Source organism: Mesorhizobium erdmanii USDA 3471, assembly GCF_000472705.1.
In the GTDB taxonomy this organism is placed as follows: Bacteria; Pseudomonadota; Alphaproteobacteria; order Rhizobiales; family Rhizobiaceae; genus Mesorhizobium; species Mesorhizobium erdmanii.
In genome coordinates, this window is sequence record NZ_AXAE01000026.1 from 1 (window position 1) to 26,898 (window position 26,898).

General features: G+C 64.9%; 22 protein-coding genes. 16 read left to right on the forward strand and 6 right to left on the reverse strand.

Annotated elements, in window-relative coordinates:
* Nucleotides 1–246: 246 nt before the first annotated feature.
* Nucleotides 247–645 (forward strand): hypothetical protein, encoded by a 399-nt coding sequence (locus tag A3AU_RS1000000139020; RefSeq protein WP_051355425.1) that lies wholly within the window; start codon nucleotides 247–249, stop codon nucleotides 643–645.
* A 408-nt stretch (nucleotides 646–1,053) separates the two neighbouring features.
* On the opposite strand, the gene A3AU_RS0121185 is transcribed toward A3AU_RS1000000139020, so the two are convergent.
* Nucleotides 1,054–1,923: a LysR family transcriptional regulator gene (locus tag A3AU_RS0121185; protein ID WP_032917867.1), complete on the reverse strand. Its 870-nt coding sequence runs from the start codon at nucleotides 1,921–1,923 to the stop codon at nucleotides 1,054–1,056.
* Nucleotides 1,924–2,159: 236 nt separating this feature from the next.
* On the opposite strand from A3AU_RS0121185, the gene A3AU_RS01000000135825 reads away from it, so the two are divergent.
* Nucleotides 2,160–2,315 (forward strand): YjiS-like domain-containing protein, encoded by a 156-nt coding sequence (locus tag A3AU_RS01000000135825; protein ID WP_154674629.1) that lies wholly within the window; start codon nucleotides 2,160–2,162, stop codon nucleotides 2,313–2,315.
* A 2-nt stretch (nucleotides 2,316–2,317) separates the two neighbouring features.
* Here the strand turns inward: A3AU_RS01000000135825 and A3AU_RS1000000137315 are convergent, their stop codons facing one another.
* Nucleotides 2,318–3,205: a LysR family transcriptional regulator gene (locus tag A3AU_RS1000000137315; RefSeq protein ID WP_161633521.1), complete on the reverse strand. Its 888-nt coding sequence runs from the start codon at nucleotides 3,203–3,205 to the stop codon at nucleotides 2,318–2,320.
* Between the two features lie 127 nt (nucleotides 3,206–3,332).
* Between A3AU_RS1000000137315 and A3AU_RS0121200 the strand changes: the two genes are divergently transcribed.
* From A3AU_RS0121200 to A3AU_RS0121215, 4 genes are read left to right on the forward strand one after another with little or no spacing between them, the layout of a single operon-like run.
* Nucleotides 3,333–4,574 carry an FAD-dependent oxidoreductase gene (locus tag A3AU_RS0121200; protein WP_027054649.1) on the forward strand — a complete coding sequence of 414 codons (1,242 nt, stop codon included), beginning with the start codon at nucleotides 3,333–3,335 and terminating at the stop codon, nucleotides 4,572–4,574.
* An 11-nt stretch (nucleotides 4,575–4,585) separates the two neighbouring features.
* Nucleotides 4,586–4,837 carry a sarcosine oxidase subunit delta gene (locus tag A3AU_RS0121205; protein WP_027054650.1) on the forward strand — a complete coding sequence of 84 codons (252 nt, stop codon included), beginning with the start codon at nucleotides 4,586–4,588 and terminating at the stop codon, nucleotides 4,835–4,837.
* Nucleotide 4,838: 1 nt separating this feature from the next.
* Nucleotides 4,839–7,733, forward strand: coding sequence for a 2Fe-2S iron-sulfur cluster-binding protein (locus A3AU_RS0121210; RefSeq protein WP_032917846.1), 2,895 nt, complete (start codon nucleotides 4,839–4,841; stop codon nucleotides 7,731–7,733).
* Nucleotides 7,734–8,405 carry a hypothetical protein gene (locus A3AU_RS0121215; protein WP_027054652.1) on the forward strand — a complete coding sequence of 224 codons (672 nt, stop codon included), beginning with the start codon at nucleotides 7,734–7,736 and terminating at the stop codon, nucleotides 8,403–8,405.
* Between the two features lie 52 nt (nucleotides 8,406–8,457).
* Here the strand turns inward: A3AU_RS0121215 and A3AU_RS0121220 are convergent, their stop codons facing one another.
* Nucleotides 8,458–9,672 carry a pyridoxal phosphate-dependent aminotransferase gene (locus A3AU_RS0121220; RefSeq protein ID WP_027054653.1) on the reverse strand — a complete coding sequence of 405 codons (1,215 nt, stop codon included), beginning with the start codon at nucleotides 9,670–9,672 and terminating at the stop codon, nucleotides 8,458–8,460.
* A gap of 332 nt (nucleotides 9,673–10,004) precedes the next feature.
* On the opposite strand from A3AU_RS0121220, the gene A3AU_RS0121230 reads away from it, so the two are divergent.
* The 7 genes from A3AU_RS0121230 to A3AU_RS0121260 all read left to right on the forward strand — a co-directional run bounded on the left by A3AU_RS0121230 (nucleotide 10,005) and on the right by A3AU_RS0121260 (nucleotide 18,225).
* Entirely contained in the window at nucleotides 10,005–12,014 is a 2,010-nt protein-coding gene (locus A3AU_RS0121230; protein ID WP_027054654.1) for a CocE/NonD family hydrolase, read from the forward strand.
* A gap of 15 nt (nucleotides 12,015–12,029) precedes the next feature.
* Entirely contained in the window at nucleotides 12,030–12,980 is a 951-nt protein-coding gene (locus A3AU_RS0121235) for an ABC transporter permease (RefSeq protein ID WP_027054655.1), read from the forward strand.
* Complete coding sequence (locus A3AU_RS0121240; RefSeq protein WP_051355428.1) at nucleotides 12,964–13,851, forward strand: ABC transporter permease; 888 nt, start codon at nucleotides 12,964–12,966, stop codon at nucleotides 13,849–13,851. The genes A3AU_RS0121235 and A3AU_RS0121240 overlap by 17 nt, the downstream gene beginning before the upstream one ends.
* Entirely contained in the window at nucleotides 13,848–14,813 is a 966-nt protein-coding gene (locus tag A3AU_RS0121245) for an ABC transporter ATP-binding protein (protein WP_027054657.1), read from the forward strand. The genes A3AU_RS0121240 and A3AU_RS0121245 overlap by 4 nt, the downstream gene beginning before the upstream one ends.
* A complete protein-coding gene (locus tag A3AU_RS0121250; RefSeq protein ID WP_027054658.1) occupies nucleotides 14,810–15,838 on the forward strand; it encodes an oligopeptide/dipeptide ABC transporter ATP-binding protein in 1,029 nt (342 codons plus the stop codon). Before A3AU_RS0121245 ends, A3AU_RS0121250 begins: the two co-directional genes overlap by 4 nt.
* 1 nt (nucleotide 15,839) lies before the next feature.
* A complete protein-coding gene (locus tag A3AU_RS0121255; RefSeq protein WP_027054659.1) occupies nucleotides 15,840–17,402 on the forward strand; it encodes an ABC transporter substrate-binding protein in 1,563 nt (520 codons plus the stop codon).
* 142 nt (nucleotides 17,403–17,544) lie between these two features.
* The gene (locus tag A3AU_RS0121260; RefSeq protein ID WP_027054660.1) at nucleotides 17,545–18,225 is read left to right on the forward strand and encodes a TetR/AcrR family transcriptional regulator; all 681 of its coding nucleotides are present in this window, start codon (nucleotides 17,545–17,547) and stop codon (nucleotides 18,223–18,225) included.
* 58 nt (nucleotides 18,226–18,283) lie between these two features.
* Here A3AU_RS0121260 and A3AU_RS0121265 read toward each other — a convergent pair whose 3' ends face one another.
* Together A3AU_RS0121265 and A3AU_RS0121270 are read right to left on the reverse strand one after the other, a co-directional pair.
* Nucleotides 18,284–19,822 (reverse strand): trimethylamine methyltransferase family protein, encoded by a 1,539-nt coding sequence (locus tag A3AU_RS0121265; protein WP_027054661.1) that lies wholly within the window; start codon nucleotides 19,820–19,822, stop codon nucleotides 18,284–18,286.
* Between the two features lie 69 nt (nucleotides 19,823–19,891).
* Nucleotides 19,892–21,994: an oxidoreductase gene (locus A3AU_RS0121270; RefSeq protein WP_027054662.1), complete on the reverse strand. Its 2,103-nt coding sequence runs from the start codon at nucleotides 21,992–21,994 to the stop codon at nucleotides 19,892–19,894.
* A gap of 452 nt (nucleotides 21,995–22,446) precedes the next feature.
* Here A3AU_RS0121270 and A3AU_RS0121280 point away from each other — a divergent pair, with 452 nt between their 5' ends.
* Nucleotides 22,447–23,943, forward strand: a complete 1,497-nt coding sequence (locus A3AU_RS0121280; protein ID WP_027054663.1) for an aldehyde dehydrogenase family protein — start codon at nucleotides 22,447–22,449, stop codon at nucleotides 23,941–23,943.
* 405 nt (nucleotides 23,944–24,348) lie between these two features.
* The gene (locus tag A3AU_RS0121285; RefSeq protein ID WP_027054664.1) at nucleotides 24,349–24,624 is read left to right on the forward strand and encodes a hypothetical protein; all 276 of its coding nucleotides are present in this window, start codon (nucleotides 24,349–24,351) and stop codon (nucleotides 24,622–24,624) included.
* Here A3AU_RS0121285 and A3AU_RS0121290 read toward each other — a convergent pair.
* Nucleotides 24,599–25,711: a CaiB/BaiF CoA transferase family protein gene (locus tag A3AU_RS0121290; protein ID WP_027054665.1), complete on the reverse strand. Its 1,113-nt coding sequence runs from the start codon at nucleotides 25,709–25,711 to the stop codon at nucleotides 24,599–24,601. The two genes, A3AU_RS0121285 and A3AU_RS0121290, sit on opposite strands and share 26 nt — an antisense overlap.
* Before the next feature lie 121 nt (nucleotides 25,712–25,832).
* Between A3AU_RS0121290 and A3AU_RS0121295 the strand changes: the two genes are divergently transcribed.
* Nucleotides 25,833–26,855, forward strand: coding sequence for an LLM class flavin-dependent oxidoreductase (locus A3AU_RS0121295; protein ID WP_027054666.1), 1,023 nt, complete (start codon nucleotides 25,833–25,835; stop codon nucleotides 26,853–26,855).
* Nucleotides 26,856–26,898: the final 43 nt, after the last annotated feature.

Genomic DNA, 26,898 nt, shown 5'->3' on the forward strand with positions numbered 1-26,898 from the left:
GTTGTCAGGTTGGATTCGCTATCCCGTACCGTGACGGTCGCAAGCCGTTGTGGCCTACAGGTTGAAATACCAATCGTATTGCCACGTCCCCAACCACCCGAATGGAGACCTCATGTATCGCACTCTCATTCCAGCCGCCTTCGCGGGCATCTTCGCCGGAGCTGTTCTGGCTGCCGGCACCTGCTGCACGGCCGCGACACCTTCGGCCGAACTGGTTTCCTAACAGCACTCCACGAGGAGGATAAGATGACCAAGATTTCCTTCAATAGATTCGTCTGGCTCACGCTGCGTGCATCGACGGCGCTGATGCTCACCATTGCACCCTACCACTTGGCGCTTCATGGCGCTGCCAAGCTCGTGCCGGCCGCTGCCCACGCCGAATCCGAGGGCGGTGGCGGCAGCGGCGGTGGCGACGGCGGCAGCGGCGGTGGCGGTGGCGACGGCGGCGGCGGCGGCGGTGGCGAGCACGATGGCGGCAATAGCCACAGCAGCAGCGGAAGTTCTAGTGGCCATGATGGCGACTCGGAATCTGCTGACGACCAGGGTGGGGACAAAGCGGAGAACTCCGGCACTGGCGCAGGTTCCGGTACCGAGACCGACGGACCCGATGCCTCATCTTCCGTGCCAACGGTGACGGACAACTAGACGCGTCCCGCATAGTTCGGCGCATTGGCCCGCTTGCGGAGGCGCGGCGGGCCTTTCTGAGGTAGTGCACCCACAGGCGGGCGGGCCAGGATTTTGGCCCTGGGGGCGTGGATTTCCACCGACTTCGCAACTGATCCGCCGTAAGCGTGGAAGCCGTCCTGAAAACGATGTTGGAACAGGTTTCTGATCTGTTGGCCAAGGCCCGGCCACCTCTATCGATAGCTCCCCGATCGTCGACGAAAAGCAAACCTTCTCTGCTGAGACGGAGCGCGATCAAGTTGCTCCATCTGGCCGATTGGCCCGGATCCGTCGGCAGCCAGGCAGGTAAGGCATAGACACTCCCAGCAAACGCGTCGAACAGATGACCCGTAGGGCGTCGACGCGCGTTTCGCCTCGACTTCCGAGAACTTACCGGATCGGAGTCTCGCCGCGAAACAGCGGCTGGTGCGCTTGCATCAGGGCGGCAATCCGGCCGGCGACTTTTCGCACCGGCGGGGCGTGACGTTCCTCGTGATGGGTGACGATCCATTGGTCGGTTTCGAGTTCGGGGATGGGCTGGGCGACACGGACCAGCCGCGGATCGCTGTCGCCGACAAAGCACGGAAAGACCGAAAGGCCGGCGCCGGCGGCCACCAGTTCGCGCACCGAATGGGTGTTGTTGCCGCGCACGGCGATACGGTCGCCGTGATGGGCCTGCAGCCAGCGCGCCGAGGCAATGTTTGCCCCTTCACCGGTGACGCCGACGAACAGACCGGCGGCGATGCCGTTGACCAGGTGGCGTCCGGAATAGATGGCGTGGGCGACCTTGCCGCTCTGACGGCCAGCCAGCCACTGCTCGGTCGGCCGTTCGCTGCGGATGCCGATGTCGGCGGCGCGGCGACCGATGTCGACCCGGTCGGTGGTGGTGACGAACTCCACCCTGATGCCGTCATCGACCGTCCAGACCTCGCCGATATGGCCTGAAATGAAAGCCGAGGTCCATGGTCCGGCCGAGACGCGGACAATGCGATCCGGCAGGCTTCCTTCACGCCAGCGGGTGAGCGATTGCATCGCCGCCTCGACGTCCTCGGCGCGCCGCAGCAGTTCCTCGCCGACCGGGGTCAGCCGGTAGCCGGTCTGCTGGCGCACGAACAGGGGTTCGCCGATCTGCCTTTCGAGCGCGGTTACGCGTCGTCCAAGCGTGGCCGCACTGAGGCGCGTGGTTGCCGTCGCCGCGCTAAGGCCGCCCAGCCGCGCAACGTCGAGAAACAGCCTTAAATCGTCCCAGCCAATATTCATTTTGCAGAAATGAAAAATACCTTGCGACCTTGGCTGTAGCGCAAAGCCGGCATGATGCGCAAGTATGCGGGCGTTGGCGATATTGGAAAACCCTGCTTGCCGAAACATCGGCAAGCGCCCCGGTTGGCCTGGAAGCCAATGCAATCCTTTCGCGCACGCATGCATCTGCACCAGATGCTTTGCGTTTTTCGATCAACCCAAGGGCGTGGATATTCCGCGCGGCAAAGGAGACGATCATGTTGTACGGACTGAGAGACCGTTTCGCCCGCTGGCTTGTCTACCGCCGGACGGTTGCGAGCTTGCGGCGGGTTCCGGACAGCACGCTGGCGGATGCCGGCATTTCTCGCTCGGAGATCCGCGAGCATGCCCGCTACGCCAGCCTGCGCCGCTGAAGCTAGCGGTGGAGGGGAATCTCCGCCGACAGCCATTGCAGGAACAGCGCAGCCGACCGCGAGAGGCGGCGCTGTTGATTGGGCACCGCATGCAGGGCAACAGGTAGGATTTCCCCCGCGCCGAAGGGCGCCACCAGCCGCCCCGAACTGAGGTAGCTTGCCGCATAAGTCGACATGACGGCCGTGATGCCGCCGGCGCATGCCGCGATCTCCAGGGCCGCTGCCGCATTGTCGGCCTTGATCGGCGCCTTTTGCGGCGCGATGACGATGTTTTCCTTCTTGGCCCAGAGATCCAGCAGATGCATCCTGCCCTGGACATAGATGAGCCGGGCGGCGTTGAACCAGGTCGCGCCGGGCTTCGCCCCGGCCTGGCGACCGGTTTCTGGGTCGCAGACAAGCACCAGCCGCTCTTGCCCCAGTTGCACGGCACCCGATACAGGCTGCAACGGATTGAGCGCCAGAATGCTCAGATCCGCTAGCTCCACGTTGGGATCGGTCCAGATCGTGCTGTTCAGCCGGACCTCGATACGTGGATGGGCGGCGGAAAAACCGGCCAGGTGCTGTGCGAGCCACAGCGTGACGAAGCTGAGCGGAGCTGAGACCGTCACGCTGGTCTGCGCCTGTGCGCCCAGCATCCCTTCGGTCGCCGCCTCGGCCCGATCCAGAGCCTCGGCTATTCCCGGCAGATAGGCGGTGCCGACTTCGGTGAGCTCCAAACCGTTGCTCCTCCGGTGGAAGAGCGGCCGGGCGAAGAATTGCTCCAGCGCCCGAACCCGCTGGCTGATCGCCGCCTGGGTGCAATTCAACTCCTCGGCGGCCCGGGTGAAGCTCAGATGCCGTGCCGCCGCTTCAAAGGCTTCCAGATAGGTAAGATGCGGGAGATTTCGCATGGAGACCTCATTCAGATTTCTCATGCATTACGAAAACGATGTCACTGGGTAAAGAACGATTTCTTGCGCCATGGCCGCCCGGCGCGTCTTCTGAAGTCCATTCCCAGCCGCCGAACCGCAGGAAATCATGCCTCTCTCTTTGCTGAAATACGGCCTGCGCGCCAGGCATGTTTCCTTTCGCGACATCCCTTCGACGCCCGAGCTGAAACGATCCTACGACGTGGTGATCATCGGCGGCGGCGGCCATGGTCTCGCGGCGGCTTACTACCTGTCCAACGTTCACGGCATCCGCAACGTCGCCGTGCTGGAAAAGGGCTATCTCGCCGGCGGCAATACGGCGCGCAACACCACCACGATCCGCTCGAACTACATGACCGAGGAATCGGTCCGCTTCTACAAGGAAGGGGTCGAACTGTTCGAGACGATGTCGCGGGATCTCGGCTTCAACGTCATGTTTTCGCAGCGCGGGCAGCTGACGCTCGCGCATTCGGAGGCGACGATGCGCAGTTTCCACCTGCGCGCCGAGATGGGCAAGCATATGGGCACCAGGATCGAAGTGGCCGATGTCCAGACGGTGAAAGCGCTTTGCCCGCATCTCAACCTCGACCTCGGCGGCCAGCACGAGGTGATGGGCGGGCTCTGGCATGCCGACGGCGGCACCGCCCGCCATGACGCCGTGGCCTGGGGCTATGCCAAACATGCCAGCCGGCGCGGCGTGGAAATCCATCAACGCACGGAAGTGACCGGCTTCGAACTGGCGGGCGGCCGGGTCACGCACGTCAGGACGAACCGCGGCACGATCGCCGCCGGACAGGTGCTGCAGGCCGTCGGCGGACTCAACGGCCAGGTCGCCGCCATGGCGGGCATCCGGCTGCCGATACGCTGCTTCCCGTTGCAGGCAATGGTGACGCAGCCGCTGAAGCCATTCCTGGACATACTCGTCTCATCCGCCAATCTGCACACCTATCTGGTGCAATCCTCGCGTGGCGAGGTCGTCATCGGCGGCGGCTCCGATCCCTACCAGTTGGCCTCGACGCGCTCGACGCTGGACCAGAAGGAACATCTGGCCGAAGGCGCGCTGCACCTCTTCCCCTTCCTGCACAAGGTCAAGCTGTTGCGGCAGTGGGCCGGGATCACCGACATGACGCCCGACTACAGCCCGATCATGGGGGCATCGCCGTTGCGGAACTACTGGCTGGACTGCGGCTGGGGCACCTGGGGCTTCAAGGCGACACCGGTGGCCGGCAAGCGGATGGCCGAGACCATCGCCACCGGGCGCGTGCCCGATGTCCTGCAACCATTCGACCTGCGCCGGTTCGACAGCTTCGCGCTGCTGAACGAGATGGGCGCCACGGCCGCCAGCCACTGACGGGTGCACCGATGAAGCTTTTGACCTGCCCGGTGAACGGGCCACGCAACATCACCGAATTTCAGTATCTCGGGCCGGTCCGCGAGGCCAGCACCGAACAGCCCGAGCAACTGATCGAAGGCCTGTTCTACGCCGAGAACCCGCTTGGCGTGATGCGGGAGTGGTGGCGGCACACACCGTCCAACACCGTGCTGATCGCCGAACGCCACACCGTCAGCGACGAGATCGTCGCCACCTATCTTCCCAATCGAAAGCCTGCCTGACATGACCGAACGGTTGCCGCTTCCCTGGGGATCGCGTCTCGACCGCACCCAAAAAATCCGTTTCGATTTCGACGGCCGGCCGCTCGAGGGTTTCGCCGGCGACTGCATTGCCTCGGCCATGGCCGGCAGCGATCGCTGGATCCTGTCGCGCTCCTTCAAGTACCACCGCCCGCGCGGCATTCTGACCATGGCAGGGCAGGACGCCAACACGCTGGTGCAGCTGCCCGACGAGCCGAATGTCCGCGCCGATCTGCGCCCGATCGCCGAAGGATTGAAGGTCACCGCCCAGAACGTCAACGGAACGGCCGAACGCGACCGGAGCGCCGTGCTCGACAGGCTGGGCCGCTTCATGCCTGTCGGTTTCTATTACCGCAGCTTCGTTGGCCCCGGCGCGAAGAGCTGGCTCAAATTCTGGGAGCCGATGATCCGCGGATCGGCCGGCCTCGGCAAGGTCGACCTCACCGCCGGTCATGGCCACTATGTCAGGGAAAACCTGCACACCGACGTGCTGGTCGTGGGTGGTGGTCCGGCCGGGCTTTCGGCCGCCATCAAGGCAGCCGAGGCGGGTGCCGGAGTGCTGCTGGTCGATCTGAACCGCGAACTCGGCGGCGCGTTGACCTATGCGCGCTTCGGGCTCGAGACGGCGGAGGCAGAGGCGACGCTGAAGACGCTGCGCGACGCAGCCGGAAAGCTGGGCAATGTGCGGGTGCTGACCGGCGCCACATGCAATGGCTGGTTTGCCGACAACTGGCTTCCAGTGCTGCAGGGCGAGACGCTCTACCGCGTTCGCGCCAAGCAGGTAGTGGTGGCCGCGGGGTCGCATGAACAGCCCCTGGTGTTTCGCAACAACGACCTGCCGGGCATCCTTCTGTCGTCCGCGGCGCAGCGGCTGATGCGCCACTACGCGGTTCGCCCCGGCCGGCGCGCGGTGGTTTTTGCCGGCAACCGGGATGGATATCTCACCGCTCTTGACCTTCTCGATGCCGGCGTGCCGTTGGTCGCCGTTCTCGCCCCCGCCGCCGATGCATCCGGCAACCCCCTGGCGAAAAACCTGGTCGAGCGTGGCGTCCGCATCATCCCTGATGTCACCGTCACGGAAGCGTTGGGGACCGCGGGCAATCGCCATGTAAGAGCTATCCGCTTCAGCACGCCCGAACATGGCACGCAGCTGCTGGAGTGCGATCATTTCGTGGTCGCGGCCGGCTATACGCCGTCTTACCAGCTGCCGCTGCATGCCGGCGCGAAGCTCGGATTTGACGAGACCAGCCGGCAATTCGTGCTGAGCAATCTGCCGCAGGCGTTTCATGTCGCCGGATCGGCTGCGGGCTATTTCGAGCTGAAATCGGTGCTGCGCAGCGGCGAGATCGCCGGCGCTACGGCGGCACGGGAGGCGGGGCACGATGCCGACCTGCCGGCGATCATTCCGGATGCCAGCGCGGCAAGGATGAACTATTTTCAGCCGCTGTACGCCCATGCCAAGGGGCGGGACTTCGTGGATTTCGACGAGGATCTGCAGGTCAAGGATATCAGGAACGCCGTCAGCGACGGCTATAGCGAGCTCGAGCTGGTGAAGCGCTACTCCACCGTCGGCATGGGGCCGTCGCAGGGACGGCATTCGGCTTTGATGACGGCCAGGATCGTCGCGGCGGAAACGGGCCGCACGGTGGGCGAGGTCGGTATCACAACATCCAGGCCGCCATTCGGTCCGGAAAAACTGGGACTGCTAGCCGGCCCGAACCATGTGCCCTACCGGCATACGGCGATCCACGCCGACCATGTCGCCGGCGGCGCGAAACTGACACCCGCCGGTGCGTGGTGGCGACCGCTGCATTACGGTGGAAATGGCGACGTCCACAAGACGATCGCCGACGAGGTCAGGCTGGTGCGGGACAAGGTCGGCATGCTCGACGTTTCGACCCTAGGCAAGCTGGCGATACGAGGGGCGGATGCCGGCGCTTTCCTCGACCGCGTCTATACGATGGCGCATGCCAGGCAGCCGGTGGGACGCGTGCGCTACTGCCTGATGCTGAACGACATGGGATCGGTCATCGATGATGGCGTGGCCTTCCGGTTGTCCGAGACCGAATTCTACGTGACCGCAACCACCGGCGCCGTCGCCCGCGTCTTCACCGACATGCTGTTCCTCAACACGCAATGGGGCATGCGGGTCGATATCCAGAACGCCACGGCCGCCTTCGCCGCGATCAACGTCACCGGCCTTTTCGCGCGCAAGGTGCTCGAGGCGCTGGGCGGCGACATCGATCTCTCTCCGGATGGCTTCCCCTATCTCAACGGCCGTAGCGGCGTGATCGGCGGATGCCCGGCGCGCGTCATGCGCATAGGCTTTACAGGCGAGCTCAGCTATGAGCTGCACGTGCCGCAATCCTTCGGCGCGGCGCTCTGGCGCAAGCTGCTGGAGGTGGGGGCGCCTCATGGTCTGCAACCCTATGGGCTGGAAGCCTCGCGCATCCTGCGCCTGGAAAAGGGCCACATCATCATCGGCCAGGATACCGACGCGCTGTCGACGCCGGACGAACTGGGCATGGGATGGGCGCTGTCGAAGGCCAAGACTCGATACCTGGGCAAGACCGCCATCGAGGCGCGCGGCAAGCTCGGCCTCAAGCGCAAGCTTTGCGGCTTCGAACTGCCCGAGGGCCACGGTATCCGGCTGGCGGAATCCTGCCTCGTCTTGCGGGACGGACGCCCGGTGGGCTTTGTCACTTCGACCTGCTTTTCACCGACACTGGGCAAATGGATCGGCCTGGCCTATGCCGACCCGCGCGACGCGACGCCGGGATCCAGCCTGCACATACGGGGGCTGTGCGGTGGGGAAGTCCGGGCAAACGTGGTGCCCGCGCCATTCTATGATCCCGAAAACCAACGGCAGGAGATGTAGATGCTGCCGGGTAGCCATTCCGCATCGGCCGGTCATGCCGGGCATATCGATGCAAGCCTGCGCCATCACGCCCTGGCGCAACGACTCGCGCGCAGGGAGGGGCTGCCGGGAGCGCATGAGAACGTCGTGCTCGATTGCACGCAAACCGAGCGCTTCGGGCTGCGTGGCCCCGGCACGATGGACTGGCTCGGTGAAGCAGGTCTATCCGTGCCGCAGGCAGTGAATACCGCCCTTACCTTGCCTTGCGGCACATCGGTGCTGCGGCTTGGCCAGCAGGAGGTGCTGCTTGCGGCACCTCCTGGCGGCAGCGGGACGCGGTTGCACGCACTGCGCAAGGCCTGGGGCGACAGCGAGCTTGCAGCCAAGGGATACGACGCCTATCGCGACGAGGGGTGGGCGTGGTTCGTGATATCGGGTCCGGCAGCGCCCGCGCTGATGCGACGGATCTCGATGGCCGACCTGAGGCCGGAAAGCCTGAAGCCAGGAAATCTCTCGCAGACCCGTGCCTTGCATCTGGACGCGGTCGTGGCCCGCTTCGACCGTTTCGGCGCGATCGCCTATGACATTTTCTTCGACATCGCCTCGGCGGCGTTTGCATTGGATGTCCTGACCGAGACGGCCGCGGGCACGAATGCCGGCTTTCAATTGGCGGCTCTCTACGCCACCGAATAAATCGGCTTCGCCTGCTTCCCGTGCGGGGTCATCGTGAAGATCATGCCGCCGGTCATCCGCGATATCGATCGACGAGGGCGACCAGGCGCTCGCAGGCCGCGACGGCAGCGGCGTGGTCCTGCGAAAAGTTCAGGCGTACGCTGTTTTTGGCGAATGGGCTGAACTCCGTTCCAGGCGTCACGATGACGCCTGCCTGCAGGCGCAGGATGCGGACAAAATCACCGCCTCTCACCGACAGGCGGGGTAGCGCCGGAAAAATGTAGCTGCCCGCCTCGGTCGTGCGGACCTGGAGGCCTGATATCGCGCGGAAAACCTTCAAAAGATCGTCGCGGATCGCCTGGTGTTGGCGAATGCGCTGGTCCATCCATCCAGCCGGTTCGTCGAACCATGTGCGCAGGACTGCCTGGCTGTAGCCCCCGGCGCGCAGCGAGACGATTGCCTGCAGTTTCTCCATCCGGGCAATGATTTCTCGCGATCCGAAAGCCACGCCCAGCCGATAGCCGCTGAGCGATTCCGTCTTCGACGGCCCCATGATGGTGACGATTTTTTCCGCGTCCAGCTTCTGCGCGCGCAAATGAGTGTAGTCGACGCCTGAGTACAGCAGGCGCGCGTAAAGCTGGTCGACGATGACGGTGGCGTCGTATCGGCTTGCCAGAGCGGCAATCGCTTCGATCTCTTCGCGGGAGTAGACGACGCCGGCCGGATTGTTTGGGTTCGAGAACAGGAACACCTTTGCGCCCGACCTGAATGCGCCTTCCAACTGGCTGAGATCAAGGCCCGAACGGCCTTCGGTCGTTGCGTAGCCCATCCGGACGGGCAGCATTTCGCCTTCGCAGAACTCCACCAGTTTGCGGTTGGCAAAATAATCGGGCTGGACGATCGCCACCTTGTCGCCCCGCGACACGGTCGCGGCAACGGCCAGGAACAGCGCGCCCTGGGTGCCGGGGGTGATGATCAGGCCATCGCTTGCATCGACAGGCGCTCCGGTGAAACGTGCCAGCCGCCCGGCGAGGTCTTCGCGGATACGGAGATCGCCGCGATATTCCGTGTAGGCCTGCTTGCCGCCGGCTTCGACGCCGGCAGAAAAGACCTCGAACGAGCCGGGAGTCGGGGTGAATGCGTCGACGTCGCCATGCGAAAAGTCCACCGGCCGCCCGGGGATCGCATCGCCGCGCAACATCGGTTCAATGTCGCCGGCCAGCTGGCGGACTTCCTGTCCGGGCGCCGCGTCGGTGCCAAGGCCGCTGAATTTGCTCTGGATCGTCATTGGAAATTCCTGATTGTGGGCACCGCTGCCGCTGGCATGCGACGCCAAATAGCAGCGCCCAGGACGAAACAAAATATGCTGGCGGCTGGTTCGTCTGAGCCAGGACCGCGTAACGGGCTGCCCAAACACCTGCCGATCGCCTCAGTTCCGCCGCTTGGGAAACGGCTTGCCGGCGCTGTGGGCGCCGCCGCCGCCGACGACGGGGATGATCGTTCAGAAGAATGGGCTGTCGAAGAACGGTTCGCATTCGGCATGAAAAAAGCGAAGCGGGATTGCGTCGCAAATGCTCTTGTTATACGAACGTTCAACAAGAGCATTTGCGGGTACCTGCCGTGGTACGAACCGAGTTTCCGTTTGCCGTCGAAACCGTCGATCCGTTGTGGATCACGCTGGCCGATGGCACCCGCATTGCCGCGACGCTGTGGCGTCCGCGTACCGAGGACAAGGTGCCGGTGGTCGTCGAGATGGTGCCTTATCGCCGCCGTGACGGCACCGTGGCGCGCGACATCGACATCCATCCGTGGCTCGCCGGCCATGGCATTGCCTGCGCCCGCATCGATATCAGGGGTTCGGGCGATTCCGACGGCGACCTCGCCGACGAATATCTGCCGCGCGAACAGGAAGATGCCTGCGAGATCATCACCCATCTGGCCGCGCTTGCCTGGTGCAACGGCAATGTCGGCATGACCGGCATTTCCTGGGGTGGCTTCAACGCGCTGCAGGTCGCGGCGCGGCGGCCGCCGGCCCTGAAAGCCATCATCACCAACTGCGCCACCGACGACCGCTACGCCGACGACATCCACTATATGGGCGGCGCTTTGCTGACCGAGCAGGAGATGTGGTCGAACTTCATGCTGGTGAAGAAGGCGATGGCGCCCGATCCGCAGATCGTCGGCGACGTCTGGCGCGCCATGTGGACGAGCCGGCTTGCCGCGACGAGTTCACTCTCGGAAATCTGGCTCGCGCATCAGCGCCGCGACGACTACTGGCGGCAAGGTTCCGTCTGCGAGGATCTTTCCGCGATCGAATGCGCGGTCATGGCCGTCTGCGGCTGGGAGGACAGCTATTCGAATTTCGTGCCGCGCCTGCTCGAACATCTGCCGGGGCCGAAGCTCGGCATCGTCGGGCCGTGGTCGCATGCCTATCCCTGTCGGGGCGCGCCGGGGCCGCTGATCGGCTATCTGCAGGAGGCGCTGCGCTGGTGGCGGCATTGGCTCGTCGGCGAAGACACCGGCATCATGGACGAGCCGCTCTACCGCGTCTGGATCACCGGCGAGGAACGGCCGCAACCTTTCTACCTCCCCGACCATGCCGGCAGTTGGGCGGCCGAGGATCAGTGGCCGTCGCCGCGGATCGAGCGACGCACGCTACACCTTAACGCCGCCGGGCTGGGCAGCGAACCCGCTCCGGGCGCGACGCTTTCGGTACGCTCGCCGGCGACCGCCGGCCGCGATTGCGGCCGCTGGGGCGGTTATGGCGGCTCCTGTCCGGACATGCCCATCGACCAGCGCCGCGAGGACGGCATGGCCCTTTGCTTCGACACGCAGCCGCTGGAGGACGACCTGACCTTGCTCGGCGCGCCGGAGCTCGATCTGCTCGTCAGCGTCGACCAGCCATACGTCAATCTCGCGGCCCGGCTTTGCGACGTCTATCCAGACGGCACTTCGGCGCTGATGACCTATGGCGTGCTCAACCTCAGCCATCGCGACAGCCACGAGCATCCCACGCCCTGTCCGGTCGGAACGCCATTTCGTGTGCGGCTGAAGCTCAACGATTTCGCCCGCATCGTGCCCAAGGGCCATCGCATCCGGCTGGCGCTGGCCAACCAGCACTGGCCGATCCTGTGGCCGCAACCCAGATTGTCGACGCTGTCGGTCGCGAGCGGCGACAGCACGGTGATGCTTCCGGTCCGCCCGCCATCGGAACGCGACCGTGACGTTCGCTTCGAGCCGGCGGAAACCGCCCCGCCGGTTCCGGCCACGACCCTGGACGAGGGCTTCGATCGCCGCATCGTCACCGACGATGTCGGCTCGGGCGTTCAGACCATTGCGTTGACTTCGAACCACGGCCGCCGGCGCTATGACGATCGCGCCATTACCGTATCCTCGGCCAACAGCGACACGATGAGCATCAGCGGCGGCGATCCGCTGTCGGCGAAACTCGTCACCGAATATCGCTGGGCGATCGCCAGCGGCGATGCCGACACCGAGGCGATCGCGATCACCGAGCTGACGGCTGACGAAACCCATTTCAACCTGAGTTGGCGGCTCGAGGCGCGAGAACGGGGCGCGATCGTCCACAGCGCCTCGGCAAGCCGGCGCATCAGGCGCGATTTCGCCTGAGGAGAGGGTAGACGGATGCTCGCATATGCAGTGAAGCGCATCGGTCTCGGCCTCCTGATCCTCGTCCTCGTCATGGTCGCCATGTACGCGGCCGTGTTCCTCGTGCCGGGCGATCCGGCGACTGTCGCGCTCGGTCCGCGCGCCACGCCGGAACTGAAGCGATTGCTGATCGAGCGCATGGGGCTCGACCAGCCGGTCTGGTGGCAGATCATCGAATTCTTCCGCAATGCGCTGACCGGCAATCTCGGCTACGATGTCTGGTCGAACCGGCCCGTCTCGAGGCTGGTGCTGGAGGCGCTGCCGAACACGCTGATCCTCGGGCTGACGGCGGTTGTCGTCGCGCTCCTCATCGGCGTGCCGCTCGGCTGCCTGTCGGTGATGCGGCGCGGTACGGCGGCCGACGCGGTCATCGGCGTGCTGTCGGTCGGCGTCATCGCCGTGCCGTCCTTCGTCGTCGCCATCTATTCGCTTTTGCTCTTTGCCGTCACGCTGCGCTGGCTGCCGGCCATCGGCGCCGGTGAGGCCGGCGACTTCGTCAGCCAGGCCAAGGCGCTGGTCATGCCGGCCGCGGCAATCGCGCTCGGCTGGATCGGCTACATCGCCCGCATGGTGCGCGCCTCGATGATGGAGGTGATGGGCGAACCGCACATCCGCACCGCGCGCTCGTTTGGTCTTCCTGAATGGAAGATCGTCTCCAAATACGCGCTGCGCATCGCCATCATCCCGACCATCTCGCTGGTCGCCGTCGGCCTTGGCTCGATCCTGTCCAGCGCCGTCTTCGTCGAGGCGGTGTTCGCCAGGCCCGGCATCGGCAAGCTCATCACCGACGCGGTCAACACCCGCAACTACCCGGTCGTCATGGGCACGGTGCTGATCATGACCGCCATCTATGTCTCCATCACCATCGCCGCCGATCTGTTGATCGCGCGGCTCGATCCGAGGGTGCGCGATGTCTTCCGTGGCTGACGCCTCTTCGTCCACGCCCGACCGACAACGGTTCATCCTGCTGCGCGCGCTGCTTGCCGATCCGTTCACTTGCGTGGCGCTGATCCTGGTCACCGGCTTCCTCGTCACCGCCATCTTCGCGCCATGGCTGGCGCCCTATTCGCCGGTCAAGATCGACGTGCTGCACAAGCTGCAGCCGCCATCGGCCGAACACTGGTTCGGCACCGATCATCTCGGCCGCGATCTCCTGTCGCGCGTCATCCATGGCGCGCGCACCGCACTCACCATCGCCATGGTCTCGGTCGCCATCGCCGGCGCCATCGGCCTGCTGCTCGGCCTGATCGCCGGCTACGGCCCGCGCTGGCTCGACGCCATCCTGGTGCTGACTTTCGACAGCCTGAATTCGCTGCCGATGATCATGTTCGCGCTCGCCATCATCACCGTGCTCGGAGCCGGAACCGGCACGCTGATCATCGTCATCGCCGCGACCTCGTTCCCGAGTTATGCCAGGCTGATCCGGGCGCAGACGCTGGCGCTGAAGAACAGCGACTACATCCTCGCCGAGCGGCTGATCGACGCGAGTGCCGCGCGCATCATCTTCGTCCACCTCCTGCCCAATGTCGTCGGCCCGCTGATCATCCTCCTGTCCATGGACATACCGGTCGTCATCATGGTCGAGGCTGGCTTGAGCTTCCTCGGCCTTGGCGTGCGCCCGCCGACCCCGTCCTGGGGCTCGATCCTTTATGACGGCTACACCTCGATCCGCTCAGCACCCTTCATGGTCATCTTCGGCGGCTTGCCGCTGGTGCTCGCGACGCTCGGCTTCACCTTTCTCGGCGAGGGCTTGCGCGACTATCTCGACCCGCGCCTGCACCTGCGGAGGCCGGCATGACCGGGTCGCTTGCCGCCAGCGATCTCAGCGTCCGCTACGAGACACCGCATGGCGCGGTGCACGCGCTGCGCCATGTCGACATCGAGGCGCATCCGGGCGAGGTGATCGGCATCGTCGGCGAGAGCGGCTGCGGCAAGTCCACGCTGGTTACCGCCCTGGCTAATCTTCTGCCGGCCAATGCCCGCATCGACGGGTCGATCTCCTACAATGGCATCGACCTGGCCAAGCTCGACGCGCACCGCCAGCGGCTGCTGCGCGGCGACGAGATCGCGCTGGTCAGCCAGGATCCGATGACGGCGTTCAACCCCGTGCTGACCATCGGCGACCAGCTCGTCGACTTCCAGCACCACCGCAAGGACCTCAGCCGGGCGCAGAAGCGGGCGCGCATCGCCGCCATGCTCGGCCGCGTCGGCATCGCCGACGCCGAACGGCGCATGCAGAGCTATCCGCATGAACTCTCCGGCGGCATGCGCCAGCGTGTCGCCATCGCCGCCGCGCTGCTGACCGATCCCGGCCTGCTCATAGCCGACGAGCCGACGACGGCGCTCGACGTCACCATGGAGGCGCAGATCATCCATCTGCTGCGCGAACTCCGCCGCGACTACAACGGCATCATCATCGTCGTCTCGCACCATCTCGGCGTCATCGCCGAACTCTGCGACCGGGTCTATGTCATGTATGCGGGCGAGGTGGTGGAAGGCGGCGAGGTCGACGCGATATTCCACGACGCCAGGCATCCCTACACGCAGGCGCTGCTCGCCTGCGACCCCGCCCGCTTCCATGAGCGCCTGGACCGGCTGCCGACCATTCCGGGCTCGCTGCCCAACCTCACTCAGCCACCGTCGGGATGCGTCTACGCTCCGCGCTGCGACCGTGCCTTCGCGCGGTGCGCGACCGTCGCGCCACCGCTGGTGAACCTCGTCGCGTCCCATGTCGCGCGCTGCCACGCGGTGATGCCATGAGCCCATTGCTCGCCGTCGAGGATCTCTCGGTCAGCTTCACCAATGGCGGCTTGCTCAACCGACTGATCAATCCGTTTCCGCTGCCGGGCTTCAACGTCATCGACGGCGTTACGTTGTCGCTGATGCCGGGCGAGACGCTCGGACTGGTTGGCGAATCCGGTTCCGGCAAGACGACGCTCGCCCGCACCATTCTCGGGCTCATCCGAGCCGCCGCCGGCCGCATCGTCTTCGAGGGCAGGGACGTGCAGACGCCTACCGATTTCCGCGCCATGCGGCGGCGCTCGGCGATGATGTTCCAGGACCCCGTCGCCTCGCTCAGCCCGCGTCTGCGCATCGGCACGTTGCTGACCGAACCGCAGATCATCCAGGGGGTGCCGATGCCGGACCGCCGCGCCGCGGCAAAAGCGCTGCTGGCGCTGGTCGGTTTGCCCGCCTCCTTCGTCGACCGCTTCCCGCATGAGCTGTCAGGCGGGCAGGCGCGCCGCGTCGGCGTTGCGCGAGCCCTGGCGATGAAGCCGCATCTGCTGCTCGCCGACGAGCCGACCGCGGGTCTCGATGTCTCGGTGCAGGGCGACGTGCTGAACCTGATCGGCGAGCTCAAGCGCGAACTCGGTTTCGCCGCCATGATCGTCACCCATAATCTGGCAATGATCCGCCATGTCAGCGACCGGCTGGCGATCATGTATCTCGGCCGGCTGGTCGAGACAGGTCCGACGCAGGACGTGTTTTCCGCGCCCATGCATCCCTACACCGCGACGCTGATCCAGTCCGAGCCGATACCCGACCCGCGCCGGCGCAGCCATAACCCCGCAGTCACCGGCGAAATCCCGAGCGTGTTTCGGCGGCCTTCGGGCTGCGAGTTCCACACGCGCTGTCCCATCGCACAGGATCGCTGCAGGACCGAGGCGCCGGCCTGCCGGCCCATGGACGCCGGTCGCATGGTGCGTTGCCATTTCCCGCTGAAGACCGGCGGGCAAGAACGGGAAGCCTTCTCACGCGCTTCCGCAAACCAAAGGGGAAACTGAGATGAAACAATGGTCCTTGGACAGACGTGCATTCCTGAAAGCGGCTGGCGTGCTCGGCGCCGGCCTGGCGATGAAGCCCGACTTTGCCTGGTCGGCCGCCGGCGATACGTTGCGCATCCGCATGGAGGGCGACCTGCAATGCCTCGACCCGGCCTTCATGAATGGCGGCATCGAGGATGTCATGATGCGCGGCATCTATGTCTCGCTCAACCATTTCGGCGATATCCGGAAAGGCTCGCCCTGGTCGCTGTGGGGAGCTGAAAAGCTCGAGCAGAAAGACCCCAAGACCATCGCCTTCACCCTAATCGACGGGCTGAAATGGTCTGGTGGTTTTGGCGCGGTGACAGCCGACGACGTGAAATTCTCGTTCGAGCGCATCGCCGACAAGGCGCTCGCATCGCCCTGGGCCTATCAGTTCGAGAAGCTTGATCGCGTCGAAGTCGTCGATGCCCGCAATGGCATCATTCATCTGAAGGAGCCCTATCAGCCGATCTTCGTGACCAGCCTGCCTTACTATGGTGGCCACATCATCAGCCGCGCCGGCACCGAGAAGGCCGGCGGCAAATTCACCACCCAGCCGCCGGCGACCTGCGGTCCCTATCTCTTCTCGGACTGGCAGCAGAAGCAGAAGGTGACGCTGACCGCCAACCCGGACTGGCCGGGACCGAAGCCGGATTTCTCAAAGGTCGAGATCTATGTCGTGTCGGACGATCAGGCGGCGCAGCTCGCCTACGAAGCCGATGCCTTCGACTATACCAAGATCGCCATCTCGGCGACCAAGGCGGTCAAGGAGAAGCCGCCGGCGGACACAATCCTGATCGAGGCGCAATCGACGCGCTATGTCTGGCTGACCGTCAACCAGCTGAGCCCGCGGCTCAAGGATCTGAAAGTCCGTCAGGCGGTGCAGTACGGCGTCGATGTCGGTCAGATCCTCACCGGCGTCTATGACGACCTCACCAAGCGCTCCACTGGCGTCGTCCAGCCCGGCACCAAATTCGCGCGCGCCTCGAATCTGATCGCCGCGCCGGACTATGAGAAGTCGGCCGCGCTGCTCAAGGAGGCCGGCGTCAGCGACCTGTCGCTGACCTTGACTGTCATGAACGATTCCATCCGCACCGCGACCGCGCAGATCATCCAGGCCAGCCTCGAACAGGCCGGCATCAAGGTCGAGATCCAGCCCTATGACGAAGCCGCCTTCTGGGGCGTCGGCGACAAGACGCAAGGCGAAGGCTACAAGAACATCGACCTGGCGCTGATGGATTTCGCCGGCGGCATAGATCCGTCCGAAAACCTGGTCTGGTTCCGTCCCGACCAGATCGGCGCCTACAACTGGTCCGGCTTCGACAGTGCCGAATTCGAGACCAGCTACCAGCAGCTGGTGGCCGAAAACGACGAGGCCAAGCGCATCACGTTGTCCAACCGCATGGAGGATCTGATGGAACAGTCCGGCGGCTTCGTCTTCATCTGCCACCAGCCACTTGTCGCCATCCACAAGACCGCGTTCGATCCGGTCATCTATCCGGACGGTCACCCCAACCTGGTGCTGTTCAAGAAGAAGGCGTGAGCCGAACCATGATCCCGAAAAGTGGGAACCGGTTTTCGGATAGGATCATGGTCAGACACAGAGATAGAGCCCCATCCCGATGTCATCGGGATGGGACAGGCTCTATGTGGACAGGAAGGGCGCAATCGATTAGCTGGAGTCCATGACGGAAGCAGGACCAGCCTCTGGAAAACGCAAGCGCGGCGCCAAGAAATCGCCGCCGCGCTTCAGCCGCGAACAGGCCGATGTGCGCCGTTCCATGCTGATCGAGGCGGCGACGCGCTGCCTGTCGGTCGGCGGCATCGGCGCCTTCACCATCGACCGCATCTGCAAGGAGGCCGGCGTTTCGCGCGGCCTCATCAACCACCACTTCGAAAGCCTCGACGGGTTGCTGGTCGAGGTCTACAAATCCTCGCTCTATGCCAGCGTCAACAACCAGATCGCCGAGGCCAAGCGCCGCCGCGCCGAGGCATCGGATTGGCCACCGGAGGCATCGCTGGCAGCCCTGGTGCGCTCCAATTTCTCGCCCGAATATTTCAGCCGCGAGAACCTTTTGATCTGGCTGTCGCTGTGGGGCGAGATCGCCGTCAACCCGCGCCTCAAGGAAGCGCATCGCGAACTCTACGATGCCTACCGGGCGGAACTGGCGGAGGACATCGCAGCGGTCGCGGTGCCGCGCGGCAGGCAAGTCGACGCGCCCGCGCTGGCGCGCAATTTCATCGCTTTGGTCGACGGGCTGTGGCTGGAATGGTGCCTCGACGAAAGCGTGGTGACGCCGGAGGCGGCGGAGGCGGCGGGGTTCGAGATGCTTGAAGGGCAGGTGGGGCCGCTGCGGGGCGGATAACCATTTCAGGTCGGCGCTGCCTGGCGCCAGCCTTGAAAATCGGCGTCGCGCCAAAACCTCAATTCAGCGGTGAGCCGCCTTCGCGTTTGCGCCTTTCCATATAGTCGCGCAGCGCCTCGTCGATGCCGGGATCGATCGGCGGCTGCTCGTATTCGGCGACCATGCGTTTCCACACGACATTGGCCCTCTCTCTCGCGGTGACCTGACCTCTTTCGACCCACGTGTCGTAATTGTCCCAGTTGGACACCAGCGGCGAGTAGAAGGCGCGCTCATAGCGTTGCATGGTGTGCGCCGCGCCGAAGAAATGCCCGGCCGGACCGACCTCGCGCACCGCTTCCAGCGCCAGCGTATCGATGTCGACCACCGGCGGGTCGAAATAAGCCGACATCATCTGCAGCATCTCGGCATCGATGACTAGCTTCTCGAACGATGCGGTCAGCCCGCCGCCGAGCCAGCCGGCCGCGTGCAGCACCAGGTTGGCGCCGCCCATCAGGCAGCCCCACAGCGACATGGCGCTTTCATAGGCGGCCTGCGCGTCGACGGAATTGGCGGCGGTGACGTTGCTGGAGCGGAATGGCACGCCGATCAGCCGGCAGAGCTGCCCGGTGATCTGCGCGGCCTGCGTGTATTCGGGCGTGCCGAAGGCCGGCGCGCCGGTCTTCATGTCGACATTGGACGTGAAGCCGCCATACATCACCGGCACGCCCGGCCGCACGATCTGGGTCAGCACGATGCCGGCCAGCGCCTCGGCATGCTGCTGCGACAGCGCGCCGGCAAGCGTCACCGGGCTCATCGCGCCAGCCAGCGTGAACGGCGTGATGACGTTGACCTGGCCGTGCTCGGCCAGCGTGATCAGCCCTTCGGCCATCGGCTCGTCGAGCTGCAATGGCGAGTTGGTGTTGATGATGCCGGTAAAGACCGGCATTTCCCGCGCGAGGTTCTCGCGCGTCGTGCCGAGCGAAATCGCCACCATTTCCAGCGCGTCGATGGCGCGACCCTGACCTAGGGTTTGCGGCTGCCAGTTCTTGTCGAGCAGTGTGATCTCGGCATAGTAGAGGTCGAGATGCCTAGTGTTCTGGTGCAGGTCGAGCGGCTCGAACGGGCCGCCGCCTTCCTGATGCAGGACATTGAACGACTGGATGAGCTTCAGGTAATCGCACATTTCGGCATAGGTGCCGGGCCGGCGGCCGCGATCATTGTCCATGACATAGGCCGGCCCGCCGACCGACGACAGGATGCAGTGCCGCCCGCCGACCTTGACATTCTTTTGCGGATTGCGGGCGCGCAACTCGAACGACGACGGCGCCATGGCGACGCGCTCCATGACCATCGCGCGGTCGAAGCGGACCCGCATCGCGCCTTCGTCGACATCGCAGCCTGCCGAGCGATAAAACTGCCGCGCTTGCGGCTGCAGCACGCGCATGCCGATCTCTTCGAGAATGGTGAGACCCATTTCGTGGATCGTTTGCACCTGATCGGCCGACAGGATCTCGATCGGTGCGTAGGGCCGCGTCAGCTGCTTCCACGGCCGCTGCTCGATGCCGCCGATCTCGCGTTGCGGACGGCCGGGTCTGCGACGTGCGGCGATGCGCTCCATGGCTTCCTCACTCCTTGTTTGACGCAATTCCGGGCGGAAAACCGCTTCACACTTTTCCTGGAATTGCTCCTATTCGGCTGCCGTTCGCAACTCGAAGTCCACCACTGCATCGACGATTGGTGTGTCGCGCCGGTAGGGTGACCTGCGGGTCTCCGCGCCGATTTCCTGGGCGAACTTGTGGCCGCTGTGCACCGCATGCGCGATGGCGCCCGGCGCCAGCGCGTCGCCGATGCGATCGACGCTTTTGATACCGGCAGTGGTAAGATCGTTTGTCCGCGCGCTCAGCGCCTCGAACAGCGCGTTGCGCGGCAGCCGCAGGCCGACGATCAGCACCGAGCGGCAGGCAATGCGGCTTTCCTCGCCGGTGAACAGATGCGCCAGCGTCGCCGTTTCGCCGTCGAAGGCCTTCAACAGATGCAGCGTCGTTACCGGCACCTTGCGCCTTGCCAACGCGCGATGCACCAGCGGCAATTCGTTGGTCATGATCGTCCAGGCGGATGCCTGGCCGGCTGGGGTGACGTAGCTGACCGGAACGCCTTGCGCGGCCAGATGCTCGGTCAGCACGCCGCCCATGTAATAATTATCGAAATCGAAGACGAGGGTTGCTCCTTGCGGGAGCCTGCCGGCGGCGATGTCGTCGGGCGTGAACACAGCCGGATGGTCGAGCCGGCCGACCGGTATCTCCATCGAGGAATAGAGCATGTCGGTCCAGCGCGCGCCGGTCGCCAGCACCACGCGCTCCGGCGCCAGATCGATGATCTCGTCCACGCCAAGCGTGCTTTCGGGATAGAGCGAGACATTGCTCATCTCGCCGAGGCGGCCGAGGCGGTAGTCGACGACGCGGTTCCAGGCCGACAGGCCAGGCAGCGTCTTCTCGAAGGTCAGCCGCCCGCCGAAGCCGCGGCTGGAGTCGGCGAGCGTCACCTCATGGCCGCGCCGGCCAAGGGTCAGCGCGCATTCGAGCCCGGCGGGCCCGCCGCCGACAATCAGGATGCGCTCGGGCCTGTCGGCACGCTCGACACGCTCGGGGTGCCAGCCGCGCCGCCATTCCTCGCCGGCGGTCGGGTTCTGGGTACAGCGCACCGGCACGCCATCATGCCAGCTGGAAATGCAGATGTTGCAGCCGATGCATTCGCGGATTTCGGCTTCGCGGCCCTCGCGGATCTTGGCCGGCAGGAAGGGATCGGCGATGGAAGGCCGTGCGCCGCCGATGAAGTCGAGCACGCCGCGCCTGATCTGCGACACCATGGTGTCGGGCGAGGTGAAGCGGCCGACGCCGACCACCGGCCTTTTTGTCAGCGACTTGACGAAATCGATCACCGGCTCATGGCTGCCTTCGCCGGTGAAACGCGAGGCCGAGCAGTCGGTCGGGCTGGAATCCATCTTGACGTCGAACAGGTCGGGCAGGTCGGCCAACAACTCGATCAATTCATGCGCCTCGGACGGTTGATGGCGGCCGGGCCGGCCGCGCAGCTCCTCGAGGCTGACGCGAAGTGCCACGCCGCAATCCTTGCCGACCGCATCCTTGGTGACCTCGATCATCTCGCGCACGAAGCGCACCCGGTTCTCGATCGATCCGCCATATTCGTCTGCGCGATGATTGTATTCGGGCAGCAGGAATTCGTAGCCGAGATAGCCCATGCCGGCATAGACATAGACGACGTCGAAACCGGCCGTGCGCGCCTTGCGCGCCGCCTCGGCCTGGTATCTCAGCACTTCTTTTATGTCGGCCTTGTCCATCGTCTTTGGCCGCAGATTGCCCATGAAACCGACGTGCGTGGCCATCCAGGGAATTCCCGACGGCGACAGCGGCGGCAGGCGGCTGGCGCGGTTCATGACGGAGGCGCCGCCGTGCCACAGCTCGACGCCGGCAAGCGAGCCATGATGGTGCACGGCTTCCGTCATCAGCGCATGGGCGCGGATGTCGTTGTCGTCCCATAGCGTGGCGAAGGGCAGCGGCGCGTCGTCGGAGCTCGGGTCGATCGAACAGGCGCCGGTGCAGATCACGCCCCATCCGCCCTCCGCCTTGGCTTCGCGAAAGGCGGCGCGGACACGCGGCAGGGCGTTGGTCATGCCGCTGGCATGCGGCACCTGATAGAAGCGGTTTGGCGCGGTGACCGGCCCGATAGGCATCGGCTCGAACAGGATTTCATAGCGGGGATTGCAGGTCATCTGGGCTTTGCAAACAGGCTTGTTGAACGATCGTACAACAAGCATATTCACTGATATCGCAGAACGCAATGCCCAAGTCTTCGGGGCAGGCGGATGCCCGAAAAGTAGTGACCGTGCGATGGGTGGTGGTGCTGGGGCCGATGCGCGTTGCCTTGTCACGCGATAAAATCGGGACGATCTGGCCGAACGCCGGCGTGCCGCAGAGTTTCAGGTCGTTGGCGACACGCCGGCATTGTTCACCAATATATCGAGGCCGCCAAATCCCGAACCGCCACCGGTGACGATGGCGACCTTGCCAGCAAGTCTCATATCTGTTCCTCCGTTGCCGGGCACCATCGGGGACGTCTCTCGCATTGCACAGTCCGATTGTCTGAACGCCCTTTTAGCTTTCCTTGTTTGAGGTCGCCGGCAGCGGGAGTAATAGTCGCCACGGAATTCGTCAGGAGGACGCGATGACGCTGAATTTCGACCCGAGGGCGAAGGCCACGACGCTCTACCACGGCGAATTCAGCCCGATGTTCATCGGCGGCAAGTGGGTTGCGGCGCAGTCCGGTGAGGTGATGCAGGCGCTCAACCCGGCGACTGGCGAAGTGCTGGCGACGGTGCCGCGCGGCGGGGCCGCCGACATCGATGCCGCGGTGGTCGCCGCGCGCGCGGCCTTCGAAGGGCCATGGTCGAAATTCTCGCCTTACGAGCGGCAATGCGTGCTGCTCAGGATCGCCGACCTGTTCGAGACGCATTGGGAAGAGCTCAGCGTTTCCGACACGCTCGACATGGGGTTGCCGATCACCCGCACGCTCGCCAACCGGCGCCGCGTCATCGGCATGCTGCGCTTCTATGCCGGTATGGCGACGGCGCTGCATGGCGAGACGATCGACAATTCCATCCCCGGCGAGATCGTCTCCTTCACGCGGCGCGAGCCGGTGGGTGTGGTCGGCGCGATCATCCCCTGGAATGCGCCGACCGCCGCCTCGATCTGGAAGATCGCGCCGGCGCTGGCCACCGGCTGCACCATCGTGCTGAAACCCTCGGAGGAGGCCTCGCTGACACCGCTGCTGATCGCGCGTCTCATGCAGGAGGCCGGTGTACCCGACGGCGTCGTCAACATCGTCACCGGCACTGGCGCCGAGGCCGGCGCGCGGCTGGCCGAACATCCCGACGTCAACAAGATCGTCTTCACCGGCTCGACGCTTACCGGGAAAGCGATCGCGCGGGCGGGGGTCACCAACCTCAAGCGCGTTTCGTTGGAACTCGGCGGCAAGTCGCCTGTCATCGTCTGCCGTGACGCCGATATCGACAAGGCTGTTCCGGTGGCGGCGATGGCGGTGTTCGTGCATTCGGGCCAGATCTGCATTGCCGGCTCGCGGCTGTTCGTGGCGCGCGAAATCCATGACGAGTTCGTGCGCCGGCTTGCCGAATTCGCCGGCAAGCTGCGCATCGGCCATGGCATCGAGGCAGAGACGGAGATCGGGCCGCTCATCAATGCCAGGCAGGCCGGCAAGGTCGAAGTCTACATCAAGGCCGGCAGCGACGAGGGTGCCGAACTGGTCGCTGGAGGCTCGCGTTTGACCGGCGAACTCTATGATGGCGGCAACTTCATCGCGCCGACCGTCTTCGGCAAGGTGTCGGACAAGATGACCATCGCGCGGGAAGAAATCTTTGGGCCGGTCATTTCGGCGATGCCCTTCGACACGCTCGACGAAGCCGTGGCTCGCGCCAATGCGACGCCTTACGGACTTGCCGCCGGCGTCTTCACTACGCATCTCGGCACCGCGCACAAACTGACGCGCCGCATCAAGGCCGGCTCGGTCTGGGTCAACATGTACCACGCCATCGACCCGGCGGTGCCGTTCGGCGGCATGAAGATGTCCGGCTACGGCCGCGAGGGCGGCCTCGAGCACCTGCATGAGTATTTGGAGACCAAGTCGGTCTGGATCCAGACCGACTGAGGGCCGTATCGATATTCAGGTGAGGGCGGCCTGCGAATGACGGCTACGCGGACGCCCCCGCCTTCGTTATCCTAGGGCGAAGCTAGGGGCGAAGCGACGGGCGTAGAGCCTAGTATCCATTCCGTTACGTCAGTCGGAAAAATGCAGCGCAAGCGGCAGCTTGCCCGAGCGGCCATGCCCAAGGGCCCTGCCGCTCCGACGTTTCCTCCAAAGTCTCGAGGCTGCCTCCCCGAGGACCATTGCGCCTCGAGGCGGCAGGGGCAATTTCGATTTTCTGATGCGCTGTGCAGGTTCGCTCCGGCGGCCGACAATCGTGGGGCAGGCAAACCGCTGCGAGGGAACCTTTGTCGGGCTGGTGATTTTTGCCTATATAGGAAAATGCGAATGGCCAAGAGGGTGTTGCCGATGACGACGAAACGCTTTGCGATCTGCGCTCTTGCCCTGGCCATGGCCTGTGGCGTGTCCGCGCCGGCATTCGCCGGAGCCAAGCATCGCCATCATCAGGCCGAACCGGAACGCTACGTTCCCGCCAATGACGATCTGGTCGACTTCCTGTTCGGCGGACCGCGCTACTACGACCAGCAGCTGTTTACCACGGCGGCAGGCGCCTGTTCCTACCACCGCGTGAGTCCGGACGCGAACGCGGTGAACAAGATCAACGATCACCATTGCGGGAAATAGAAGACGGCTTGCACGCTTCGGCGCGAATCTCCGCGCCGTGTTCGTCGCGGGCCGGACTTTTCGCCGGCGTCTTTTGCGCCTGTCCGGAAAAGCGTGGGGCGGTGGCTGCCTGGAGGACACCTTCCACCGTCAGCCACGAGCCGCGCGCCGCCATGTGCGGATGCCGCGCTGCCTCCTGCGGGCTGAGCACCGGGGAGACGCAGGCGTCCGAGCCTGCGAACAACCCCATCCATTCGTCGCGCGGTTTCGCGGCAAAGATCGTTGCCAGCCGGTTGGCGAGCGCCGGCCAGAGATCGCGATCGAATTGCCTGGCGAATTGCGGATCGGCGGTGAGGCCGAGCCGGTCGAGAAACAGCGCATAGAATTTCGGCTCGACGCACTGGACGCTGATGAAGCCGCCATCCGATGCGCGGTAGACGCGGCACCAATGCGGTCCGTCGAGAAGGCTGGTGCCGCGCTCGGCGACGAGCGCGCCGGATTGGGCGAGCGACATCAACAGGTTCATCATGTGCGCCGAGCCATCGACGATCGCCGCGTCGACCACGCTGCCTTCACCGCTCGCTCGCGCGTTCATGATGCCGGCCAGCATGCCGATCACCAGATAGAGCGCGCCGCCGCCTATGTCGCCGACCAAGGTCGGCGGCGCCATTGGCGGTTCGCCAGGCAAGGACGCGTACCAGAGCGCGCCCGACACGCCGGTATAGTTCATGTCGTGGCCGGCGGTGCGGGCGAGCGGACCGTCCTGGCCCCAGCCGGTCATGCGGCCATAGACCAGCCGCTTGTTGGCCGCGCGGCAGGCATCCGGGCCTAGCCCGAGACGCTCCATGACATCGGGCCGAAACCCCTCGATCAAGCCATCGGCGGTGGCGATCAGGCGCATCAGCACCGCCACGTCCTGGGCATCCTTGAGGTCGAGCGCGATCGAGCGCTTGCCGCGATCGAGCAGCGAGCGTTCGGGCAGGCCCGGCATGGACGCCTGCTTGCGGTGAACGACGATGACATCGGCGCCGAGATCGGCGAGCAGCATGCCGGCGAAGGGCGCCGGCCCCAGCGCCTCGATCTCGATGATACGGGTGCCCTTCAGCATTCCACGCTCCATGGCGTCAGATCCGTTTGGTCTCGCGCACTTTCGTTGCGGCCAGGGCGACGGTGTGTAACCCCGCTGTTTTGGCATTGAAGCATGTGCCGCTCGCATATACTTCAGGGCCATGAAAAAAATCGGTTTCCTGTCATTCGGGCACTGGACGCCCTCGTCGCAATCGCAAGTGCGCTCGGCTTCGGATGCGCTGCTGCAATCCATCGATCTCGCGGTCGCGGCCGAGCAGCTCGGTGCCGACGGCGCCTATTTCCGCGTGCATCACTTTGCCCGCCAGCTTGCCTCGCCATTCCCGCTTTTGGCGGCGGTGGGCGCCAAGACCAGCCGTATCGAGATCGGTACCGCCGTCATCGACATGCGCTATGAGAATCCGCTCTACATAGCCGAGGATGCGGGCGCCGCCGACATCATCGCCGGCGGCCGGCTGCAGCTCGGCATCAGCCGTGGCTCGCCCGAACAGGTGATCGATGGCTGGCGCTATTTCGGCTACCAGCCGCAGGAAGGCAAAAGCGACGCCGACATGGCGCGGCATCATGCCGAGGTTTTCCTCGACACGCTGCGTGGCGAGGGCTTCGGCAAGCCCAATCCACGGCCGATGTTCCCCAACCCTCCGGGGCTGCTCAGGCTCGAGCCGCATTCGGAAGGTTTGCGTGAGCGCATCTGGTGGGGTGCGGCGACCAACGCCACTTCGGAATGGGCGGCCAAGCTCGGCATGAACCTGCAGAGCTCGACGCTCAAATTCGACGAAAGCGGCAAGCCGTTCCACATCCAGCAGGCCGAACAGATCCGGATCTATCGCGAGTCCTGGAAGGCGGCCGGGCACGAGCGCGAGCCGCGCGTCTCGGTCAGCCGCAGCATCTTCGCGCTGGTCGACGACCGCGACCGCGCCTATTTCGGGCGCGGCAATGAGAGCCGCGACCAGATCGGCTTCATCGAGGAGAATACGCGGGCGATCTTCGGCCGCAGCTATGCCGCCGAGCCGGACGTGCTGATCAAGGAGCTGGCGCAGGACGAGGCGATCGCCGAGGCAGACACGCTGCTGCTCACCGTGCCCAACCAGCTCGGCGTCGATTACAACGCCCATGTCCTCGAGGCGATCCTCACCCATGTCGCGCCGGCGCTGGGCTGGCGCTGACGGCCGCGCCATGTAACCATCGATCGCGGCGGGCGATTTGAGG

What these genes read in the sequence shown, in the direction of transcription:
- A3AU_RS1000000139020 (WP_051355425.1), top strand. Translation starts at nt 247, where the DNA reads ATGACCAAGATTTCCTTCAATAGATTCGTCTGGCTCACGCTGCGTGCA.
- A3AU_RS0121185 (WP_032917867.1), bottom strand. Translation starts at nt 1,923, where the DNA reads ATGAATATTGGCTGGGACGATTTAAGGCTGTTTCTCGACGTTGCGCGG.
- A3AU_RS01000000135825 (WP_154674629.1), top strand. Translation starts at nt 2,160, where the DNA reads ATGTTGTACGGACTGAGAGACCGTTTCGCCCGCTGGCTTGTCTACCGC.
- A3AU_RS1000000137315 (WP_161633521.1), bottom strand. Translation starts at nt 3,205, where the DNA reads ATGCGAAATCTCCCGCATCTTACCTATCTGGAAGCCTTTGAAGCGGCG.
- A3AU_RS0121200 (WP_027054649.1), top strand. Translation starts at nt 3,333, where the DNA reads ATGCCTCTCTCTTTGCTGAAATACGGCCTGCGCGCCAGGCATGTTTCC.
- A3AU_RS0121205 (WP_027054650.1), top strand. Translation starts at nt 4,586, where the DNA reads ATGAAGCTTTTGACCTGCCCGGTGAACGGGCCACGCAACATCACCGAA.
- A3AU_RS0121210 (WP_032917846.1), top strand. Translation starts at nt 4,839, where the DNA reads ATGACCGAACGGTTGCCGCTTCCCTGGGGATCGCGTCTCGACCGCACC.
- A3AU_RS0121215 (WP_027054652.1), top strand. Translation starts at nt 7,734, where the DNA reads ATGCTGCCGGGTAGCCATTCCGCATCGGCCGGTCATGCCGGGCATATC.
- A3AU_RS0121220 (WP_027054653.1), bottom strand. Translation starts at nt 9,672, where the DNA reads ATGACGATCCAGAGCAAATTCAGCGGCCTTGGCACCGACGCGGCGCCC.
- A3AU_RS0121235 (WP_027054655.1), top strand. Translation starts at nt 12,030, where the DNA reads ATGCTCGCATATGCAGTGAAGCGCATCGGTCTCGGCCTCCTGATCCTC.
- A3AU_RS0121240 (WP_051355428.1), top strand. Translation starts at nt 12,964, where the DNA reads ATGTCTTCCGTGGCTGACGCCTCTTCGTCCACGCCCGACCGACAACGG.
- A3AU_RS0121245 (WP_027054657.1), top strand. Translation starts at nt 13,848, where the DNA reads ATGACCGGGTCGCTTGCCGCCAGCGATCTCAGCGTCCGCTACGAGACA.
- A3AU_RS0121250 (WP_027054658.1), top strand. Translation starts at nt 14,810, where the DNA reads ATGAGCCCATTGCTCGCCGTCGAGGATCTCTCGGTCAGCTTCACCAAT.
- A3AU_RS0121255 (WP_027054659.1), top strand. Translation starts at nt 15,840, where the DNA reads ATGAAACAATGGTCCTTGGACAGACGTGCATTCCTGAAAGCGGCTGGC.
- A3AU_RS0121260 (WP_027054660.1), top strand. Translation starts at nt 17,545, where the DNA reads ATGACGGAAGCAGGACCAGCCTCTGGAAAACGCAAGCGCGGCGCCAAG.
- A3AU_RS0121265 (WP_027054661.1), bottom strand. Translation starts at nt 19,822, where the DNA reads ATGGAGCGCATCGCCGCACGTCGCAGACCCGGCCGTCCGCAACGCGAG.
- A3AU_RS0121270 (WP_027054662.1), bottom strand. Translation starts at nt 21,994, where the DNA reads ATGACCTGCAATCCCCGCTATGAAATCCTGTTCGAGCCGATGCCTATC.
- A3AU_RS0121280 (WP_027054663.1), top strand. Translation starts at nt 22,447, where the DNA reads ATGACGCTGAATTTCGACCCGAGGGCGAAGGCCACGACGCTCTACCAC.
- A3AU_RS0121285 (WP_027054664.1), top strand. Translation starts at nt 24,349, where the DNA reads ATGACGACGAAACGCTTTGCGATCTGCGCTCTTGCCCTGGCCATGGCC.
- A3AU_RS0121290 (WP_027054665.1), bottom strand. Translation starts at nt 25,711, where the DNA reads ATGCTGAAGGGCACCCGTATCATCGAGATCGAGGCGCTGGGGCCGGCG.
- A3AU_RS0121295 (WP_027054666.1), top strand. Translation starts at nt 25,833, where the DNA reads ATGAAAAAAATCGGTTTCCTGTCATTCGGGCACTGGACGCCCTCGTCG.